Origin of the sequence: Exiguobacterium sp. s7, assembly GCF_018618195.1 — a bacterium.
GTDB lineage: Bacteria > Bacillota > Bacilli > Exiguobacteriales > Exiguobacteriaceae > Exiguobacterium > Exiguobacterium mexicanum_A.
Genome location: NZ_JACSLO010000002.1, coordinates 339632 through 358225, shown reverse-complemented (window position 1 = coordinate 358225; position 18594 = coordinate 339632). Strand labels below are relative to the sequence as shown.

Here is an 18594-nt window from a genome sequence, read left to right as displayed (position 1 = left end):
AGAATCTCTTTCGTTTTTGGCATACTAGAAGTACGAAAGCGAGGAATGGCCCATGGGATGGATTTTTGCAGTGAGCGGTTTGATTATCTTGCTCGTCTTGATTGCCTCGATCGTCGTCATTCAAAAAGGATACGCCTACAAGGACAACAAAGACGACATCGTGCTCGATTACGAGGAAATTAACCGCCGCATCACCGAAGATGAGCAGCAGAAAAAATAAGAGCCATCCACGACGGATGGCTCTTATTTTTTATTTAAATTCGAATCGGAGCGCCCCTTTTTCAAGATAGAGCGCAGCGTCGAACGTCTTGTCCCCTTTTTTGAACGTATGCACGTTCGACTGGCCGCCGTTGATCATCTGTTTCAGCTCATCCTTGGCAATCCCGACGCCGAGCACTTGTTTCGACATCGTGAACTTGCATCCTTCGCGATAACCGCTGCAGCCGATAAACTTCGGATGCTCGACGAGCCCTTTGCCGCAGCTCGGACAGACGCCGAACGACGCTTTTGGCCGTGCCGCAGATTTTTTCCCGAAACGTCTTGCTTCGATCGTGTAGCCTTCCGGGTTCGCCGACTCGACACGCGCCTTCGCCTCCTCGACGAGATGAATCGACATCTTTTTCGCCTGTTCGATAAACTCGGCGGCGGATGCCGATGCCTGTCCAATCTCATGGAGCCGCTTCTCCCACTTCGCCGTCATGGCCGGCGAGGCGAGGATGCTGTCGCCGAGCACATCGATTAAGAGACGGCCCTTGTCGGTCGGGACGAGCTCTTTCTTTTGCAGGTCGACATAACCCCGTTTTTTCAATCCGTCGATAATATTGGCCCGCGTGGCCTCAGTGCCGAGCCCTTCGACTTCTTTCATGATGTGAATCAGTTCCTCATCATCGAGTTGCTTGCCGGCCACTTTCATCGCCATGATGAGTGCCCCTTCCGTATACCGTTTCGGTGGCTCCGTCTGTTTCGATAATACTTCGACTTTTTTTTCGGTCAACGGTTCACCGACCGTAAGTGCCGGGAGCTCGACGTCTTTGGACTTCATCTCGACGACTTGCCGGTACCCGGGGCTGACGACGACCGTCCCTTTCGCCCGGTATAGGTCGTCCCCGTCCATGAGGTCGACCGTCGTCTTCTCAAGCTTCGCCGGAGGGGCGAACGCCGCAAGAAAGCGACGGTTAATCAAATCGTATAGTTTTGCCTCGTCCCCGCTGAGCCGAGCCACATCGCCACACGCCTCGGTCGGGATGATCGCATAGTGATCACTGACTTTTTTCGCATTGACGTAGCGACTGTTTCGCGACGGATTCTCGGTCAACACGTCCTGAAGTCCGGCATAGGCCGCGGACTTCAACAGCCGGGCTTTCGTCTGCGGGAACAGTGTCGCTTCGTCCGGTGTGACGAAGCTCGAGTCGGTCCGTGGATAACTGATCCATCCTTTCGTATACAACTTTTGGGCGATATCGAGCGTCTTCTTCGCCCCAAAGCCGAACCGCTTGCCGGCCTCGGCCTGCAAACCCGATAAACTGAACCAAAACGGCGGGTATTCCGTCTTGTCCTCTTTGTCAATCGAACGGACAATCGCCGTCCCGGTCGCCCGGTTGACGACGGCGTCGGCTTGATCGCGTGTCTTCAGTTTCGTCGTCTTCCCGAGCATGTATTTCGCTTTGAACGTGCCACGTCCTTTTTGAAGTGTCGCCTCGACCTCGAAATACGGCTCTGGGACGAACTGTTTAATCTCTCGTTCGCGATTGACGATCAAAGCGAGCGTCGGCGTCTGGACACGACCGAGCGAAAACACGTCCTCGATGCCGATCGTCTTCAACAGCGTCGTATACGCCCTTGAGGCGTTCATGCCGACGAGCCAGTCGGCACAAGCACGACTCATCGCCTCATGATAATAAGGGACGGTCTGGTCGCCGGGCAGCAGTTCGGCGAAACCACGGTCGACCGCCTGTTCGGTCAAACTTGAGATCCAAAGGCGTGACAGCGGTTTTTTATTGCCAGCGAGTCGTAAAATGAGCCGGACAATCGCTTCTCCTTCTCGCTCGGCATCGGACGCGATGATGATATCGGTGATGGAGCGATCGTGCAGCCATTTTTTGATCGTCTGAAACGGTTTCGATTTACCTTTCGAGATGCGATAGTCGAATCGGTCCGGCACAATCGGGAGCGACTCATATTTCCACGACTTCCATTCCGGTTTATAGTGGGACGGTTCTTGAAGCTCGCATAAGTGACCGACCGCCCAAACGACGATGGCACCTTCTGGGAAACGGGCGCAAGAAGCGATCTCAATCTCGTCTTTTTTCTTTTTTGATGGATACGGCGCAGCCAGTTTTTGAGCCTGCGACGGTTTCTCCGCGATGATTAGTCTCATAGGATCCCTACTTTCAAAGTCATCCGAAATATCTCGTCGGAACGACACTTTCGAGAAAGAATGTATTTTCTTATCTATTCTATAATATCATTAGAAGAGTATGTACAACATAAAGGGGGATGTCGATTGTCTTATCTCATTTTATTCGCCGCTGTATTTTTCTTGTCGACGAGCGTATTATTCGTCAAATGGACGTCCGCGCCGGCCGAAACGGCCGCGTTTTACCGAATGCTGATCACGTGTCTGATGTTGTTGCCGTTTGTCGACTTCAAGTCACTCATCGGGACGCGTCTCATGACGAGATATGCCTTGTTGCTCAGCGGGACGTTGCTGGCGTTCCACTTTTGGCTCTGGTTTTTGTCACTCGATTATACGACCGTCGCGAGTTCAACGTTATTCGTGACGTCGAGTCCGATTTTCGTTTTAATCGGGAACGCCTTGATCTTTAAAAAGAATCCGACCCGAAAAGGTTTAGCCTTCGCACTCATCGCCGTCCTTGGGGGCATGCTTGTCGCGGCGGGTGACATCCAACTTGGACGCGAAGCGCTCTTCGGGGACCTGCTCGCCTTAATCGCCGCCCTTCTTATCGCCGGCTATTGGCTCGTCGGTCAACACGTCCGAACCGAGATGAACACGAATACTTACTCGTTCAGCGTCTATCTCGTCGCGACGGTCGTCCTCTGCTTCATGCTCCTCGTGCGGGGGACGACGTTCACCGCGTTCGAATCGGTCAACTGGTGGTATTTCCTCGCCCTCGCCTTCTTCCCGACGATTTTAGGGCATAACTTGTTCAACTATGCGCTCGCCCGGGTCAGTGCCACCGTCGTCAGCATCACCATCCTTGGCGAGGCACTGTGGGGCATGCTGTTCGGGTTCGTCTTCTTCGACGAACGTCTCGGCGTAATGCAATGGATCGGCGCGGCCGTCCTGCTCGGCGGAATCTATTTGTTCCTAAAAGAAGACGCCCGTTCCACCAGAACGGACGTCGCTTCATAAATTGGTCGCTTTCGCTTCGACTTCTTCCTCAGACGGGCGGAACAATAACTTGCGGTCCCACACCGCCATGCCGACCGCCGTCAAGAAGGTCATGGCATCGGCGATTGGAAACGCGAGCCATACCCCAAACACGCCGAAGAAGTTCGGCAAGATGAAGACGAGCGGAATCGTATAGAGCGTTTGTCGCGACAGTGACAAGAACATCGCGACACGGGCCTTTCCGAGTGATTGATAAATGCCGTTGATGAGCATTTGCACGCTCGGGAGAAACGAGACGGCGAACAACACATGGATGGCCGTCACCCCGCCGGCAATCAAGTTCGCGTCGGTCGTGAACATGCGCATGAGCTGTTCCGGAATCAACTGGAGCGTCAGCCAGATGATGACCGCGATGGCAATCCCGACCCGCAACGCCGTCCAGATCGTCTCGCGCATCCGGTCGAATTGTCTGGCCCCGAAATTATACCCGACGATCGGCTGCATGCCTTGAACGATGCCCATGATTGGCATCCCGACGAGCGCCATGAATTTATTGATGATCGCAAAGATGGCAAGTTCCTCGGTCCCGCCGTACGTTCCGAGCATGACGTTGACGCCGACGAATAGAATCGATTGCGACACCATCATGATGAATGAGGACGACCCAATCGCCATAATCTCTTTTAATTCGCCGAACCGTAGTCGAAACTTCCGCCATTGGAAGTCGAGCTCGGTCCGGCGATTTTTTTTCGCGAAGAAGAACCGAAGCATGAGGACCGATCCGACGACTTGGGCGAGCGCAGTCGACCAGGCCGCACCGTAAATGCCCCAGTCGAACGTGAAGATGAATAGCGGTGTCGTCACCAAATTGACGACGACGGTCGTGAGCATCACTTTCATCTGATAGGGCGCTTGCCCTTCAGCCCGTACCATCGCGCTCGCCGCGAGTGTGAACATGAAGAACGGCGAGCTGATCAGCACGACAGATAAGTATTGACGGCTCAGTTCCATGATGGCCGACGTCGCTCCGAACACTGTCAAAATGTCATCTAACATGAAAAAGGCGGAACTGACTGCGAAGGCCGCAAACACCCCGACGAGGACGAGGACGTTCAAGAACGTGACGGCGGCACCGGCATCATCCCCTTTACCTAGTTTCCGTGAACTGATCGAGGCGCCGCCCAACCCGACCGCGCTCGAGACGGCCATGAGAATCATCTGGATCGGGAAAGCGATCCCGATGGCGGCCACGGCGGTCGCCCCGATGCCGCGGGCGACGAAGATCGTATCGATGATATTGTAGAGCGCCGTCACCAGCATGCCGATCATCGCAGGTAGCGACAGCTTGAATAGCAGGCGTCCGATCGGGTCGGTCCGGAGCTGCTCCGTATTTTGATTCATGCTTCCATCCCCTTTTTCGTCTATGTTAATAGGGTAGCAAGATTGGATGGAACGGTCGACTATGTTGTCTTACCGGATGTGTCAGACCGGGCTCGGCACTGGAGGGCTCACGACGCCGGCTTTTCGTTTGCGCATAATGAAATCGGTCACGACCGGCTGCTCGACTTTGACGCGCACCGTCATCATCGCCTGGTTCGCCGTCTCAAGTCTTTCTCCCGACTCATCGTACAGCTCATCGATTCGCTGGGAGAAACGGACGAAGCCGGGGCCGAAGAACTCGACTTCTTCTCCGCGTCGGAAATGGTTCCGCTGCTCGAGTGTTGCCATTTGTGTCGTCGGATCATAGGAGATGACGCGTGCCGCAAATGCATATTGCGGGATGGCGCGCGGCTTGCCGAACAGTTGCTCGTTCTCGGTCGGGACGCCGTAATAGAATCCGGTCGCGAGTTCTCGTTGTGCCGCTTTCCAAATTTCTTCTTCCCACGCCGGGTCGAACTCGAACCCTTCAGGATCGGCGCAGTAGGCGTCGATGACTTGACGGTAGACGTTACAGACGGTTGCCACATAGTGAATCGATTTCATCCGTCCCTCAATTTTCAAGCTGTCGACGCCAGCATCGACCAAGTCCGGGATGTGGCGTACCATCGCCAAATCGACCGAGCTCATCGAGAACGGTTCCTCGTCGCGTGCCGCCATCTCGTCGGTCAACAGCTCGTCCGCCTCGAAGAAACCATATTTCCAACGACAAGATTGGGCACAGCCACCCCGGTTCGCATCGCGGAGCGCCATATGATTTGATAACGTGCAACGCCCCGAGTACGAGATGCACATCGCCCCATGGACGAACGTCTCGATTTCAACATCGACTTGCCGTTTCATTTCTTTGATTTCCTCCATCGAAACTTCGCGGGCGAGGACGATTCGCTCCAATCCTTCCTCTTGCCAGAAACGGAGTGTCTCGTAATTTGTTGCTGACGCCTGCGTCGACAAGTGGACCGGAAGTCCCGGTGCATCCGTGAGGCACACCTCGATCATGGCCGGATCGGACACGATGACGGCATCGATGCCGATATCGCGAAGCTTGCAAAAGAACTCGCCAGCACCGTCGATATCCCCTTCATGCGTCACCATGTTGGCCGCGACATACACTTTTGCGCCACGAGCATGGGCGAACGCGACTCCTTCGGCCATCTCTTCATAACCGAAGTTACCCGCCCGGGAACGGAGCCCGAACTGTTGCCCCCCGATAAAGACCGCATCGGCCCCGTACAAAATCGCCATCTTCAATTTTTCTAAGTTCCCAGCTGGTGCTAATAGTTCTGGACGTTTTTTCATCTCGGTTCCCTCACTTGATCTCTTCTGGATTTCGTAACAACAGTCCGGTCCCGAGCCGGAATTGTTCAGGTTGGAGTTCGGCGAGACGCCGTTCCATGCCATGACGGTCGAACCGCCCGTTCAATAGATCCGACCGGGCTTTATCGAACAGACGGACGATGTCGACGAACGCATCGCCCGCATGCCAGCCTTCGAGTTTCCACGTGTGCAACCCGCCCTTCAAGAGCGTGGGCAATTGTCCCATGAGTGTCAAATCTTCAGAGAAGACGTGCGTACCGTTGTCGTCTTGATAGACGGGGTAGCGACTGTCCGCATCCGACGGTTCGCTCACATAATACTCTCGTGCTTCTGCCAATATGTTCGACCGGCCGATCTCGTTGAAGTAGTTCGTCAAGAGCGGACGTTTCGAATGATGGATGCACGTCGGGCCATACACTTGCACTTCGACCGGCAAACCAATCTGTTGTTGGATCATCCCGAGTTCGGTCAACGTCACTTCACGGGCTGCGATCGCTCCGATGGCGTCACGCTTCCCCCAAAACTGAATGTGTCTCGCCGACGTGACGAGCGTTTGAGCATCATACCAATAGGGGATATTGGCATTACGGATCAGACGGATGGCGCCAGGATCGCCTGCCGTCACACTGTCGATTCCGATCGCTTTGAGTTCCTGCAAATATTCAGGGAGCGTCTCGATCTGCTCGTTATGCATCAAGTTATTGACAGCGACCGTCACTTCTTTGCCGTATCGGTGGGCTACTGCTGTGACTTCTCGCACAGCCGGAAGTGACCAGTCACCTTTGTGGCGTAACCCGTATTTTGAATCTCCGATATAGATGCGGTCGGAGCCCGCCATGATTAGCGCCTCTGCTTGCTCGACGCTTTGTGCCGTAGTCACTAGCTGAATCATCATTTGCTTTCTTCTCCTCACTTTGTGAGTCTAATCACATATTCTTGCTATACTCTAGCACACGTTTTGATGTGGTGGCCGTGCAGGAATTTAACAACTCGTGAAGAAATCAGTAACAAAGTATGACTTTTTACATCGAAGGAGTGGACGATTTTGACAAAAACCGCCTTAATTACTGGAGCCTCGACCGGAATTGGCCTCGATCTTGCCGTTTTAGCGGCCCGGGACGGGTTTGACTGTATCCTCGTGTCTCGCAACGAGCCCCGTTTGCACGAATTGAAAAAAGTACTGGAGAAGCGGTACCGTGTCCACGTGCACGTATTCGCCCTCGACTTGTCTGAACATCAGGCCGCAAAACGACTGACAAACGCGATTGAAGACGCCGGACTGACGGTCGACTTTTTAATCAACAACGCCGGTTTCGGGACGGCCGGCGAGTTCATCGACCTCGACGCCGAGACCGAGGCCGAAGAGGTCCGCTTGAACGTCAACGCCTTGACCGAACTGACGAAAGCCTACTTACCTGGCATGGTCGAGCGAAATCATGGTTATGTCTTAAATGTCGCCTCAGTCGCCGCCTTCCAACCTGGCCCTTACATGGCGGTCTATTATGCGACGAAAGCGTACGTGTTGTCACTCACCGAGGCGCTCCATGCCGAAGTGAAAGGAACAGGTGTGAACGTGAGCGTCCTGTGCCCGGGACCGACCGATACCGGTTTCTTCAATCGTGCCGGCAGCGAAATGATGGTGTCGAAAATGCCGTCCCACCTCGTCGCCTTCTTCGGCTATAAAGGCGTCATGAATAACAAACGCGTGGTCGTTCCCGGCGTCTCGAACCAGTTGCTAGTGGCCGCGGCCAAACTCATGCCTAGGGCGGTCAGCCTCGAGATCTTGCGCCGGTTCCAAAAACCGTCAGATGCCGGAATGGAAGATGTGCCGACGACCTGACAATCATAATCAATAAAAAGGAGGAGGTTCCCGTTGTGGGACCTCCTCCTTTTACGTATAGTGATTGTTCAATGTCGAGCCAACTGCACCATGCGCCGAATCAGTGAAACACCCGGAATACACACCATCAGAGCCGTCGCCACGACGACTGCCCAGGCCAACACGCTCTCGAGCGTGACCGCTCGCTCGGCCAGTCCGTCAAGGACGCGTCCCCCTTGTACAGACAGGACGATCATTAGTGCAGGCCATACACTCGCGCCGAGAATACTGAGCATCCCATAGCGCGTTCGAATGAGACGACGAGACATCAACAATAAATTGAGTCCCATAAACAACAGTCCAATGAAAAGAAACCAACCGATTTCAACTAGATTGACGTATCCGCTCATGCACGCGTCACCTCACTCGGTGTGATATCTACTTGTTACCCGTCTTCTCGTACAAATATGCGAACGAACAGATCGTGCAATAAGACGAGAAAGACGGCATTCCCGATGCCATGGGCCATATCGAACGGCAAACTGAGCACGAGCAATTTGACGAAGTCGATCCCGATTACCTCGGCGAAGGACAGGTTGGCCGTCCATCCGAATAAAAAGCCGGCCCCGAGACCGACGGCGGCAAGGAACAACCGGGAGCGACGAAGCAATGGCTTCAAGAACGAGACGACGACGACGACAAGGAGCCACCCTAAAAATTGAAACAAAACGAACGGGCCGACCCCGAGCAACAGACCTGATAAAATCGGAACGAACAATGCCAACATGGCCCCACTCGTGAATCCAAAATAAAGGGTCGTCAGCATGAGCAGCGCTGTCGAAGGTTGGACATTCGGGATGGCCACGAACAGCCAACGTCCGATGACCGCGAGAGCGAGAATTTGCGTCAAGACGGCAATCGGGGCGTCACTCCGTTCGAACCTCGACATGACCCCCGCTGCAATCAAGAGGATGAGGACATATGTGACCATAGCGCACTCCGTTTCATATAGTCGCTGCGATCCCCATCAAAGACGAGCATCCCGTTCGACAGGCAAATGATGCGGTCTGCCGCCTGAATCAGTTGCTCGTCATGGGTGGCACACATGATGTGCGCCGTCCCGGCTTTCTCGATTAACGCCCGTTCAAACTGAGAGCGCTCTTGCTCGGTCAAGCCCACGCTTGGCTCGTCCAACAAGAACAGAGATGCCTCAGAATCGAATATGGCTTGCAGTTGAGCGAGACGACGATTCGTCGCATGCGGGAACGGACCAAACTCTTGCTCGGCCGGTAAATAAACCGGCCGCTCGGTCCATTTGACCTTCCCATACAACGGACGCACGCTTTTGGCAATCAATTCGAGCAACGTCGACTTCCCGCTACCATTCGTACCGATACAGACGGTCAGACCCGGCCCCTTCATTTCGTAAGACACATGCTCGACCGCATAGGACGCCTGTAACGGGTGGCGATAGGACACGTCCGTGACGACAAGTTGAGGCTGATTCATGGTCGGATTGACGTGAAACGCGCCGGACGGACTATGTTCGCGCGCCCTATCCGTGTAAGCAATCCGAACGCCGAGCCCGGTCAGCCTGCTGAGCAACATCGTTAAATGCTCGACCCGAAACCGATCCAAATGTCGAAACGGTTCAATCAAGACGAGCGCCTCGGCTGAATCGGCGAGGGCGTGAGCGATGCGGACGAGTTGCCGTTCTCCGCTTGAGCACTCATCGAATCGCTTATGAAATAGATGATCGATTTGAAGAATGGCAGCCAGTTCGGCTCCTCGCAGGGCGTCACTCCCAGAAATGAGCGATGAAACCTTCCCGGCAAGCGGGGTATCAAGGCGGATGACTCGCGCTCGTTCTTCCCTCACCCACTCATCGAATTCATCATGTCCGTCTGCCAAGGATAACCAACGCATCGCGCAACCCTCCTTTCGTCAAATATGGATACAGTAACCACACGACCGGCACTCCCATCGAGGCGATCGCCACGAAACCGAGCAAGACGAGGCATTGAACGGTGTCATGCCGTTCGAAACGTCGCATTCGATTCGTCACATACACCGGTTCAAGGCGTTGACTGTCGATACCGACGACGATCGCCTCTTGCCACTCGCGCCTCGGATGGCTCGCAATGGATAATCGCACCGCCCGCTCCATCGACGGGACGAGGGCCCATCCCCCATAGAGCAACCGGGTCGAACGCGGCCATCTGTTCAAGAACGGAAGCAATCGTTCGAGTCGCATGAACCGGTTCATCCAGATCATACCGAACAAAAATGTAGCTAATGGAATCAATTGATTCGTGATGCCCATGAGAGAGACGTTCCACCCAAAAACAATCGGTGCAAACGAGATCAGCATGAACGCGGCCAAAACACCGAGCATCGCCAGCGGAAATCGTCGTTCGAGGAGCAACAGGCCGACAAGTCCAAGAAGGAACCAAACCGAATCATTTAAATAAGTCAGGATGAACAAATGGGCCACTAAGAAGAAAAGGAGCGTGACCGGATGTCTGCGCTCCCAATCTGCCTCATTCGAAGAAAGAAATCGCATCTTCTTCGAAACGCCATTGAATAATATCGGTCGATTCGACTTCTTTGGCCCCAGCGCCTTCGTCGCCTGGGCTTCCATTAAAGGCGTAGACCCAGCCCGACGATTGACCGGCCGACTTCTCTTGAATGCCGTCGATCGCCGTCACGTATGTCATCTCTCCGCTACCGACCGATTCGATGTCGAGTTCAGTCGCTTCAAGGGCATCGAGCACTGTCGCCCCGTCCTCTAAACAGACGCTCTTCTCATGGAACAACGTCTCCTCGGTCGCAGCATCATAAACGGAAATCGTCGGTTCGACGTCACAGGCCGCATCTCCGTTCGTCGTTTCTTCCCCGCCGCATGCGGTCAAAAGTGGGACGAGTAAACTCATCAGGAGCAGTTTTTTCATTGGTCGGTCAAATCCTCTCGTTGATGGATAGAATAATTGTATAGAATCGTATATTTTTCACCAGTCGTCCGGCCTTCTTGACTGAGCCCAGACAATTGGATGCTGTTGGCGAGCACAGGTTCTCGTTGCAACCAGAACTTGACGAGCCTGCGATCACGATTGATCATGAGCATCGACTCGTTCTCGAACGTGTACATGTCGTACAGGCCGTCAAACGAGAACTGGAGAAGCGGCGCGTCGACTCGGTCCGCAAATTCAGACCAAGGCGTGTCGCGTACGGCATCGAGCATATGTTCAAAGTCGACGAGCTTCTCGAAAAACGCACTTCCCGAGTCCATGTTCAGTTCGTCGACTTGGCGATACGACAACTCACCGGACTCGTCATAGTTGATTCGAATCTGTTGAAACGAGTTCGAGCGCTCGACCATGAGCAAATATTCGAGCGAGCGGAGTTCCCCGTCCTCGGTGAACACCATCTTGCTTCGGTCGAGTTTAATCGAGTCACTATTGATGCGACGTAAGATATTGTCCGTCATCCGGTCAAATGTCTCGTCTTGAATCGACACCGCCCCGATTTGTTGCGACTCGGCCCGGAACTCAGATTGATCAAACAACGGGACGAACAACAAGACGATGAAGAAAAAGAAACCGACGAGCGCACCGTACCATTTATAGCGGCTATTTCGTTTCGGAAAAAACAAGAATGACATGAGAAAACCGATGGGGATATGGAACCCGCCAATCGGGAACGACACGATTCCGAGCAAAGAGAAAAATAAAAATTTAAAGAAAAAGTTCGGTTCGGGTTCTTTCAGTTGATTCAAGCGTAAACCTAGCAACGTACTGATGACAAAAAATCCAAGCCATACGTATAGTTGTACTGTCACGTTAATCCCCCACTGTAAACTCGAAGAAGTCGCTGGCGACAAAACTGTCTTTGAAGACGGCTCGGACTTCGTCTAAAAATTCATCATCTCGACCTTGATAGCGGGCCGAGATATGGGTGACAATCAAGCGTCCGGCTTGAACCGTCTTCGCGAGCGTCGCCGCCTCGACCGTCGTCGAGTGACCATATTGACGGGCGAGCTTTGCCTCTTCGTCCATGAACGTCGCCTCGTGGACGAGCACATCGACGCCTTCGGCGAGGACGACCGCGTTCGGACAAGGAATCGTATCCCCCAGAATCGCCACGATCGGTCCACGGACCGCGTCAGTGACGTATTCTTTAGAGAGATAGGTTTCTCCTTCAAACTCGAACGTCTCCTCTTGCTTGATCGTCCGATAAATCGGCCCGCTCGGAATCCCGAGCGCCTTCACTTTATCAACGAGGAGCGCACCGGGCTTTTCGGGTGCCTCAATTCGAAATCCGTACGATGGAAAACGATGATCCAATCGTTTGACCGTGACGAGATGGCCGTCCTGTTCGAACGTATCCCCGTCCTCATACTCGACAATCGTCAAGTCATAACCGAGATATGATCCAGTCACTTTCATCGTCAACTCGAGCCATTTCTTGATGCCTTTCGGTCCGTAAAGCGTAAGCGGACTCGACCCATCGAGCGCTGAACGCGTCGACAAGAAACCGGGCAGGCCGAACACGTGGTCACCGTGCAGGTGGGTCACCCAGACGGCCGAGACTTTACGCGGTTTGACTTTCGTATGAAGCATTTGGTGCTGGGTCGCTTCACCGCAATCGATGAGCCACGTCTGTTTCGAAAGCGTGAGCGCCAGACCGGAAACGTTCCGTTGTTTCGAGGGCATGCCGGAGCCAGTTCCTAAAAATTGTAACTTCATAAATAATTTTGTCCTTTCTTCTAGTGCATTCCATGCTATACTGTAGGCAATCGTTGATAAAGGATGTGATCCGTGATGAATAAAGTTGAACATTCCGACTCGATCTATGAACTGATCCGGGAACGGGCGACTTCAATGAATCGCAAACACCAACAAGAACTAGGCACCTCAATCCACATTCACGACATAGCGATGGAACTTCACTGTTCAGACGAACTCGTCTTGGAATCATTGGAATTCGCCGCATAATCACTCGAACACATAGGAAGAGCCGACATCGCGTCGGCTCTTTTTCACTTCGTTTTCGGTGTCGCGACGTGCTCGACAATTTGAACGACATATTCAACCAACTTGTATAGCTCGACGAGCGGCATGCGCTCGTTCGTCGTATGAATCTCTTCATAACCGACAGCGAGGTTAACGGTCGGAATCCCGCCCCCAGCGATGACGTTCGCATCTGACCCTCCACCTGAATGTAAGATTCGTGTCGGGCGTCCGATGGCCTCTGCCGCCGCTTTCGCGACTTCGACGACTTCGTCGCCTTCTTCGAACTTGAACCCCGGGTACATGATGTCGATGTCGACTTCGGCTCGGCCACCATGTGCCGCTGCCGCCTCGACGTAAGCTTGTTTCATCGACTCGGCTTGGGCTTCCATCTTCTCGTGGATGAGCGAGCGCGCTTCGGCGAGCACCTCGACGTAATCGCAGACGATGTTCGTGGCACGTCCGCCTTCGAACCGTCCGATATTCGCTGTCGTCTCGTCATCGATTCGTCCAAGCTTCATCTTCGCGATCGCTTTCGCCGCGATTTGAATGGCCGAGACCCCTTTCTCAGGCGCGACACCGGCATGCGCCGTCTTACCGTAAATTCTAGCGTTCACTTTCGCTTGTGTCGGGGCAGCGACGATGATATCGCCGACCGGGCCGTCCGAGTCGAGCGCGAAACCGAACTTCGCATCAATTTTCGACAAGTCGAGTACTTTCGCCCCGACGAGACCTGACTCTTCGCCGACCGTGATGACGAATTGGATTTGACCGTGCGGAATCGCTTGTTCCGTCAAAACACGGACCAGCTCAATCATCGCCGTCAAACCAGTTTTATCATCAGCGCCAAGGATGGTCGTCCCATCCGTCACGACGTAGCCATCTTGAATACTCGTCTTGATCGCTTTACCTGGTGTGACCGTATCCATATGCGCCGTGAAATAAATCGGGTCGACGCCTTGTTTCGTCGCAGGTAGCGTGATGATGAGGTTGTTACCTGAATGAGCCGTTTTCGTCGATGCGTCGTCCTCGTAGACGTCACATCCGAGCTCAGTGAAGACCGCCTTTAAATGCTCACAGATGACTGCCTCTTCTTTCGTCTCCGAATCGATGCCGACCAACCGTAAAAATGTGTCAAGCACCCGTTTCTCGTTTACCATGAAAACATCCCTCCATCCAAACATTTCTAGGTTATTATAACAAACTCGTGCCGTTTGCACGAACCTTTTCCATTCTGTACAATGAGGACAAACACATTTGGAGGAACGTCATGAGTAAGAAACAGAAAAAGCGGCAACGCATCATTCAAATCGGTGTCGTCGTCATCGTATCCATCTTTTTATTGAGCACGTTTTTGTCGGGGATGGCCATGTTCCTGTAACAATAGGATATAGCGCTCTTTCAAAATCAAGTAGCTCTTCACATCAGACAAAATATTGAGCAACGATGAACGTACCTCAAATTCCTCACGTGACGTGGGGAGGGGTACGTTTTTTCGATAATGCTCAATCGTCTCCTCGAGCTCCCGCAAGAACGTCGAGGCGTCGGCTTGTTGGTTGACGTTGTCGCCGACGAGTCGAAGGAATGTCGCGACCGGTTTGGCTTCATTGACGACGAGTGTGATTTCCCGTGAGTTCTCGGCGATGCGTTTCAAGATGTCATATTGCCGCTCCCGCATTCGGAAGTACAAGTAATCCATGTCCTCGTTCCGCTTCCCGATCGAATTCCCCATCCGGCGGAGCGCAAGATCTTTTCCTTGCTTCAAATAATCGCGTGTCTTCAACAGCATCATCGAATGGTCGTTATAGACACCGGTCTCGACACATGCGGCCACATCATAAAAATGTACGGCGAGCGCCCGGTCGATATTGTCCTTGATGCGTTCGATCTCTTTATCGAGCGTCGGCATATACATGTTGACGACGAGCCCGACCCCGACCCCGATGGCGATCAACAACAACTCGTTCACGAACAAATCGAGTGAGAACTGTCCTTCCGTATACAGATGTGTCAGGATGACGACACTTGTGATCATGCCATCTTGCAGTTTGAGCTGTTGTACGAGCGGGATGAACATGACAAAATAAAGTGTGAGCGTCGCTGGCGAATAGCCGAGCAAGGTGAACATCAACGCACCCATGCCGATGGCAATCAAGCTGGCCATGACCCGTTCATAGGAGGCCCGAAACGACTTTTTCCGCGTCTCCTGAATACTGAGGATGGCGATGATGGCCGCGAAGACGTAATAGTCGAGATGGATCGTCTCCGAGATAAGCATGGCAATCCCGGCGGCTGCCGCCGTCTTGAGCGTACGTGATCCGATTTTCATAATATCTCCTCCTCTCTCACAAAATTGTTCACTAGTTTCTTCCGTTTGGCAATCCATATGTTTGGAAGTGATCGTATTGAAAAGAAAGAAACGCGGCGTGATCCCGACGATTCTCACGCTCGCTCTCGCCATATCCGGTTTCCTTTGGCTCCAAGATCGTCCGAGCGGGTCGTATACCGTTCAGACCTATGACAACGGGGACGTCTCGACCCGGGCGTTCGAGTCGCTCGATGAGGCGCGCGCCTACATGGAACGCGGGGGCAATCGCGCCCTACTCGATGCGTCGGGAGACGTCATCGATTTCACAGGTACTGGAATCGCGGTCACCCCGACCGACCGAATCACAAACCTATATCAGGACGCCGAGTTTAAGAAACGGCAGTCCTATGTCGCCGGTGGAACACGTCTCCGTCTCATGCAAACGGGCGACAAGCATTTGTTGGTAAATATCTCTGGGGCCGATGTCTACGTGAAGCCGGCCGACATGACGCTTTACCCGGACGCCGTCGTCGAGCGGCGCGGCTTCTATCAGATGCGGGACGGACAAGTGTTCCATACCGTCGAGGCGAACGGCAATTTGGCCGGGACGTTTCTCGTCGGACCGGCGCCGCAACAGTCGTCCGACCGCTATTACACGGAGGACGTACGCGACGTGTTCGATTCGCCCTACCAATTCGCTTCAATCGCGTCGAAGGCACCGTATTCGGCTCGCGAGCTCGACGCATTCCTCGAATCACTCGACGATAGCCCGCTCGCTGGGAAAGGCGACGCCTTTAAGGACGCCGAGGCCGAATTCGGCATCAACGCCTTGTTCCTCATGGCTGTAGCCGGACACGAGTCCGGTTTCGGTACGTCTGCCATCGCCCGTGAAAAAAATAACTTGTTCGGCTTCCAAGCGACCGACAACGATCCGAGCGGAAATGCGGCCTCTTATCCATCCGTCGAGGCGAGCATCGATGCGGCGGCTCGTTTATTCGCCGAGAAGTACGTGACCGGAGATTACGACCGCGGTCCGTTTCCGGGCAATAAACAAGAAGGCGTCAACGTCTTTTACGCCTCGGACCCATATTGGGGCGAGAAAGTCGCCGGGACGATGTATCGCATCGATCGTGAACTCGGATTGACCTATTTCAAACAGCTAAAATGACGGCCACGGCGGCCGTCATTTTTTTTGCAGGAATCCCCCCTTCGCTGAGCGAATACCTAAATGAACGACCATTCATTCCAAAGGGGGATTTGTATGAAAACGATTTGGATCACAGGTGGCTCATCGGGGATGGGCAAGGCGATGGCGCTAAAATTCAAAACCGAGGGTTGGAACGTCGCCATCAGCGGCCGCAACGAAGAGCGGCTACAAGAAGCGATGGGCGAACTGGAGGCCATCGGGGCCGGAGCAGCGATGGCCGTGCAACACGATGTGCGTGACTACGAGGCGTGTTCACAAGCACTCGATCAAATCAGCGAACGGTTCGGACCGGTGCATGCGCTCGTCAATAACGCAGCCGGCAACTTCGTCTGTCCGACGCTCGACTTGACGCCGAACGGCTGGACGAGCGTCATCGACATCGTCTTGAACGGGACGTTCAATTGTACCCACGTCCTCGGCAAACATTGGGAACGGGAGCAACTGCGGGACGGCTCCATCATCAACATGGTCGCCTCCTACGCCTGGCAAGCGGGCGCCGGTGTCGCCCCGAGCGCCGCCGCCAAGGCCGGGGTGCTCAATTTGACGCGGACGCTCGCCGTCGAATGGGGGTATCAGTTCGGGGCACGCGTGAACGCGATCAGCCCGGGCCCAATCGAGCGGACCGGTGGTGCCGACAAACTCGCCGTCCACGTCAAAGAAGTCGAGCGCATCCGTCGTAACGTGCCGCTCGGACGGTTCGGCACACCCGAAGAGATTGCCGACCTCGCCTATTGGATGGCGTCGGACGAGATGCGCTATTTGAACGGAGAATGTATCTCGCTCGACGGCGGCCATTGGCTCAATAAACATCCGTTCTAACCGAAAACGGCCGAGGAGATTCCTCGGCCGTTTCATATGTCTTGTCCCGTCCATTCCGCTTCGAACCTGTCCAAAAATGAGACCATGAATGCGTGGCGTTCCCGGGCAATCTGTCGTGCCCGTTCCGTATGCATCCCATCCGCGAGCCGGAGCAACTTATCATCGAAGTGGGCGACCGCACTTGTCGCATCGTTCGGGTCATATAAAGCCGTTCCGCGTGACCCCGCGAATTGGAACGTGCGGGCGATGCCGATCGCCCCAATCGCGTCGAGTCGATCCGCATCTTGCAGGATGGCACTTTCCAACGTCGATGGACTTCTATGTTTCGAGAACGATGTCTCGCCGATGATCGTCAGGACGTGCGCCCGTCGATTCGGATCGAGCGCTAACGTGTCCAAGTGACGCGCGACGAGCCCCGCCTCGCGACCGAGCTTCTCATCCTCGACGTCGTGCAAGAGCGCCGCAAGCGTCAAGACAAGCCGATCGACGTCTCCCCCTTCGGCGAGATGCATGGCTAAGCGGCGCACCCGCTCGAGGTGGGCCATGTCATGACCGGTACAGTCCCCGGAATGCAGCGCCGCCACGTACTGTTCGGTCTCGAGTACTGCTGGTTGCGTCATCAAATCTCGATCGTCGTGTTCGGCTCGATCAAGAGCCCGCGTTGGTGCAGTTGATCGCAGAAAGCCTGTGCGTCTTGTTTGATGGGTGGGAACGTGTCGAAGTGAATCGGTACGACCCGTTTCGCTTGGAGCCAGTGCGCCGCATCGAGTGCGTCGACCGGTCCCATCGTGAAGTTGTCACCGATCGGGAGGAACGCGACGTCGATATCGAACCGCTCCCCGTACAGTTTCATGTCCGAGAACAGGGCCGTGTCCCCGGCGTGATACACCGTGAGCGCCTCTGTCTCGATGATGAACCCGCCCGGCATACCCATGTAGATCGGGGCGTCCCCCATATCAAGACTCGAGCTATGGAAAGCCTGCGTCATCGTGACGCGACCGAACGAAAACGAATGGCCGCCCCCGATGTTCATCCCGTGGACCGAATAGCCTTTTTTCTCATAATATGTCGCCAGTTCGTGCGTCGCGACGATTGTCGCGCCCGTCTGTTTCGCGATCAGTTCCACGTCTTCGATATGGTCGAAATGAGCGTGGGTGAGCAGGATATAGTCTGCTTTGACGCTCGCCGGATCGACGTCCGTATGCGGGTTGCTCGTCAGGAACGGGTCGATCAAGACGGATGTCCCGTCGATATCGAGTTGTACGGTCGCATGGCCATAGTAGGTGATCTTCATAGAAATCCTCCCTTTCTGTTATCAGATGGAAT

At 54.3% G+C, this 18594-nt stretch carries 21 protein-coding genes; 6 read left to right on the top strand and 15 right to left on the bottom strand.

Annotated elements, in window-relative coordinates:
• Positions 1-52 precede the first annotated feature (52 nt).
• Positions 53-220 carry a YtzI protein gene (ytzI, locus tag KNP79_RS04390; protein ID WP_131436521.1) on the top strand — a complete coding sequence of 56 codons (168 nt, stop codon included), beginning with the start codon at positions 53-55 and terminating at the stop codon, positions 218-220.
• A 30-nt stretch (positions 221-250) separates the two neighbouring features.
• Here the strand turns inward: ytzI and KNP79_RS04385 are convergent, their stop codons facing one another.
• Positions 251-2377, bottom strand: a complete 2127-nt coding sequence (locus tag KNP79_RS04385; protein WP_214797232.1) for a DNA topoisomerase III — start codon at positions 2375-2377, stop codon at positions 251-253.
• 126 nt (positions 2378-2503) lie between these two features.
• Between KNP79_RS04385 and KNP79_RS04380 the strand changes: the two genes are divergently transcribed.
• Positions 2504-3373, top strand: a complete 870-nt coding sequence (locus KNP79_RS04380) for a DMT family transporter (RefSeq protein ID WP_214712636.1) — start codon at positions 2504-2506, stop codon at positions 3371-3373.
• On the opposite strand, the gene KNP79_RS04375 is transcribed toward KNP79_RS04380, so the two are convergent.
• The 3 genes from KNP79_RS04375 to KNP79_RS04365 all read right to left on the bottom strand — a co-directional run bounded on the left by KNP79_RS04375 (position 3368) and on the right by KNP79_RS04365 (position 7001).
• On the bottom strand, positions 3368-4753 hold the full coding sequence (locus KNP79_RS04375; protein WP_034777906.1) for an MATE family efflux transporter: 1386 nt from the start codon (positions 4751-4753) through the stop codon (positions 3368-3370). The genes KNP79_RS04380 and KNP79_RS04375 overlap by 6 nt on opposite strands.
• An 81-nt stretch (positions 4754-4834) precedes the next feature.
• Positions 4835-6088, bottom strand: coding sequence for a peptidase U32 family protein (locus KNP79_RS04370; protein WP_034777908.1), 1254 nt, complete (start codon positions 6086-6088; stop codon positions 4835-4837).
• 10 nt (positions 6089-6098) lie between these two features.
• Positions 6099-7001 (bottom strand): peptidase U32 family protein, encoded by a 903-nt coding sequence (locus KNP79_RS04365; RefSeq protein WP_214791922.1) that lies wholly within the window; start codon positions 6999-7001, stop codon positions 6099-6101.
• A 150-nt stretch (positions 7002-7151) separates the two neighbouring features.
• Between KNP79_RS04365 and KNP79_RS04360 the strand changes: the two genes are divergently transcribed.
• Complete coding sequence (locus tag KNP79_RS04360; RefSeq protein WP_240731320.1) at positions 7152-7946, top strand: SDR family NAD(P)-dependent oxidoreductase; 795 nt, start codon at positions 7152-7154, stop codon at positions 7944-7946.
• Between the two features lie 68 nt (positions 7947-8014).
• Here KNP79_RS04360 and KNP79_RS04355 read toward each other — a convergent pair whose 3' ends face one another.
• The 7 genes from KNP79_RS04355 to rnz are packed head-to-tail and all read right to left on the bottom strand — an operon-like array spanning position 8015 to position 12670.
• Positions 8015-8335, bottom strand: a complete 321-nt coding sequence (locus tag KNP79_RS04355) for a hypothetical protein (protein ID WP_034777912.1) — start codon at positions 8333-8335, stop codon at positions 8015-8017.
• 35 nt (positions 8336-8370) lie between these two features.
• The gene (locus KNP79_RS04350) at positions 8371-8916 is read right to left on the bottom strand and encodes a hypothetical protein (RefSeq protein ID WP_214791919.1); all 546 of its coding nucleotides are present in this window, start codon (positions 8914-8916) and stop codon (positions 8371-8373) included.
• Positions 8889-9851: an ATP-binding cassette domain-containing protein gene (locus KNP79_RS04345; protein WP_215191393.1), complete on the bottom strand. Its 963-nt coding sequence runs from the start codon at positions 9849-9851 to the stop codon at positions 8889-8891. The genes KNP79_RS04350 and KNP79_RS04345 overlap by 28 nt, the downstream gene beginning before the upstream one ends.
• Positions 9820-10488 carry a hypothetical protein gene (locus KNP79_RS04340; RefSeq protein WP_214797238.1) on the bottom strand — a complete coding sequence of 223 codons (669 nt, stop codon included), beginning with the start codon at positions 10486-10488 and terminating at the stop codon, positions 9820-9822. Before KNP79_RS04340 ends, KNP79_RS04345 begins: the two co-directional genes overlap by 32 nt.
• The gene (locus KNP79_RS04335) at positions 10466-10858 is read right to left on the bottom strand and encodes a DUF4430 domain-containing protein (protein WP_233004359.1); all 393 of its coding nucleotides are present in this window, start codon (positions 10856-10858) and stop codon (positions 10466-10468) included. Before KNP79_RS04335 ends, KNP79_RS04340 begins: the two co-directional genes overlap by 23 nt.
• 14 nt (positions 10859-10872) lie before the next feature.
• Entirely contained in the window at positions 10873-11763 is an 891-nt protein-coding gene (locus tag KNP79_RS04330; protein ID WP_138859295.1) for a hypothetical protein, read from the bottom strand.
• Position 11764: 1 nt separating this feature from the next.
• Complete coding sequence (gene rnz, locus KNP79_RS04325) at positions 11765-12670, bottom strand: ribonuclease Z (protein ID WP_214797240.1); 906 nt, start codon at positions 12668-12670, stop codon at positions 11765-11767.
• Positions 12671-12745: 75 nt separating this feature from the next.
• Here rnz and KNP79_RS04320 point away from each other — a divergent pair, with 75 nt between their 5' ends.
• Positions 12746-12919, top strand: a complete 174-nt coding sequence (locus KNP79_RS04320; RefSeq protein WP_167491781.1) for a hypothetical protein — start codon at positions 12746-12748, stop codon at positions 12917-12919.
• A gap of 44 nt (positions 12920-12963) precedes the next feature.
• Here KNP79_RS04320 and KNP79_RS04315 read toward each other — a convergent pair whose 3' ends face one another.
• Both KNP79_RS04315 and KNP79_RS04310 read right to left on the bottom strand, forming a co-directional pair.
• On the bottom strand, positions 12964-14094 hold the full coding sequence (locus KNP79_RS04315; protein ID WP_215191391.1) for a M20/M25/M40 family metallo-hydrolase: 1131 nt from the start codon (positions 14092-14094) through the stop codon (positions 12964-12966).
• Positions 14095-14273: 179 nt separating this feature from the next.
• Positions 14274-15263 carry an aromatic acid exporter family protein gene (locus KNP79_RS04310; RefSeq protein WP_034777929.1) on the bottom strand — a complete coding sequence of 330 codons (990 nt, stop codon included), beginning with the start codon at positions 15261-15263 and terminating at the stop codon, positions 14274-14276.
• A 67-nt stretch (positions 15264-15330) separates the two neighbouring features.
• Here KNP79_RS04310 and KNP79_RS04305 point away from each other — a divergent pair, with 67 nt between their 5' ends.
• Positions 15331-16410, top strand: coding sequence for an N-acetylglucosaminidase (locus KNP79_RS04305; RefSeq protein ID WP_353049032.1), 1080 nt, complete (start codon positions 15331-15333; stop codon positions 16408-16410).
• 93 nt (positions 16411-16503) lie between these two features.
• Positions 16504-17268 (top strand): 2,4-dienoyl-CoA reductase, encoded by a 765-nt coding sequence (fadH, locus tag KNP79_RS04300; RefSeq protein ID WP_034777934.1) that lies wholly within the window; start codon positions 16504-16506, stop codon positions 17266-17268.
• 32 nt (positions 17269-17300) lie between these two features.
• Here fadH and KNP79_RS04295 read toward each other — a convergent pair whose 3' ends face one another.
• Positions 17301-17888 carry an HD domain-containing protein gene (locus KNP79_RS04295; RefSeq protein ID WP_215191389.1) on the bottom strand — a complete coding sequence of 196 codons (588 nt, stop codon included), beginning with the start codon at positions 17886-17888 and terminating at the stop codon, positions 17301-17303.
• Positions 17888-18562: a metal-dependent hydrolase gene (locus KNP79_RS04290; protein WP_215189997.1), complete on the bottom strand. Its 675-nt coding sequence runs from the start codon at positions 18560-18562 to the stop codon at positions 17888-17890. The genes KNP79_RS04295 and KNP79_RS04290 overlap by 1 nt, the downstream gene beginning before the upstream one ends.
• Positions 18563-18594 lie beyond the last annotated feature (32 nt).

Excerpts from the sequence above, each read along its gene's own strand:
- KNP79_RS04375 (WP_034777906.1), bottom strand. The coding sequence starts at position 4,753 with ATGAATCAAAATACGGAGCAGCTCCGGACCGACCCGATCGGACGCCTG.
- KNP79_RS04315 (WP_215191391.1), bottom strand. The coding sequence starts at position 14,094 with ATGGTAAACGAGAAACGGGTGCTTGACACATTTTTACGGTTGGTCGGC.
- KNP79_RS04295 (WP_215191389.1), bottom strand. The coding sequence starts at position 17,888 with ATGACGCAACCAGCAGTACTCGAGACCGAACAGTACGTGGCGGCGCTG.
- rnz (WP_214797240.1), bottom strand. The coding sequence starts at position 12,670 with ATGAAGTTACAATTTTTAGGAACTGGCTCCGGCATGCCCTCGAAACAA.
- KNP79_RS04355 (WP_034777912.1), bottom strand. The coding sequence starts at position 8,335 with ATGAGCGGATACGTCAATCTAGTTGAAATCGGTTGGTTTCTTTTCATT.
- KNP79_RS04335 (WP_233004359.1), bottom strand. The coding sequence starts at position 10,858 with ATGAGTTTACTCGTCCCACTTTTGACCGCATGCGGCGGGGAAGAAACG.
- ytzI (WP_131436521.1), top strand. The coding sequence starts at position 53 with ATGGGATGGATTTTTGCAGTGAGCGGTTTGATTATCTTGCTCGTCTTG.
- KNP79_RS04290 (WP_215189997.1), bottom strand. The coding sequence starts at position 18,562 with ATGAAGATCACCTACTATGGCCATGCGACCGTACAACTCGATATCGAC.
- KNP79_RS04370 (WP_034777908.1), bottom strand. The coding sequence starts at position 6,088 with ATGAAAAAACGTCCAGAACTATTAGCACCAGCTGGGAACTTAGAAAAA.
- KNP79_RS04320 (WP_167491781.1), top strand. The coding sequence starts at position 12,746 with ATGAATAAAGTTGAACATTCCGACTCGATCTATGAACTGATCCGGGAA.
- KNP79_RS04385 (WP_214797232.1), bottom strand. The coding sequence starts at position 2,377 with ATGAGACTAATCATCGCGGAGAAACCGTCGCAGGCTCAAAAACTGGCT.
- KNP79_RS04350 (WP_214791919.1), bottom strand. The coding sequence starts at position 8,916 with ATGGTCACATATGTCCTCATCCTCTTGATTGCAGCGGGGGTCATGTCG.
- KNP79_RS04340 (WP_214797238.1), bottom strand. The coding sequence starts at position 10,488 with ATGCGATTTCTTTCTTCGAATGAGGCAGATTGGGAGCGCAGACATCCG.
- fadH (WP_034777934.1), top strand. The coding sequence starts at position 16,504 with ATGAAAACGATTTGGATCACAGGTGGCTCATCGGGGATGGGCAAGGCG.
- KNP79_RS04365 (WP_214791922.1), bottom strand. The coding sequence starts at position 7,001 with ATGATGATTCAGCTAGTGACTACGGCACAAAGCGTCGAGCAAGCAGAG.
- KNP79_RS04310 (WP_034777929.1), bottom strand. The coding sequence starts at position 15,263 with ATGAAAATCGGATCACGTACGCTCAAGACGGCGGCAGCCGCCGGGATT.
- KNP79_RS04345 (WP_215191393.1), bottom strand. The coding sequence starts at position 9,851 with ATGCGTTGGTTATCCTTGGCAGACGGACATGATGAATTCGATGAGTGG.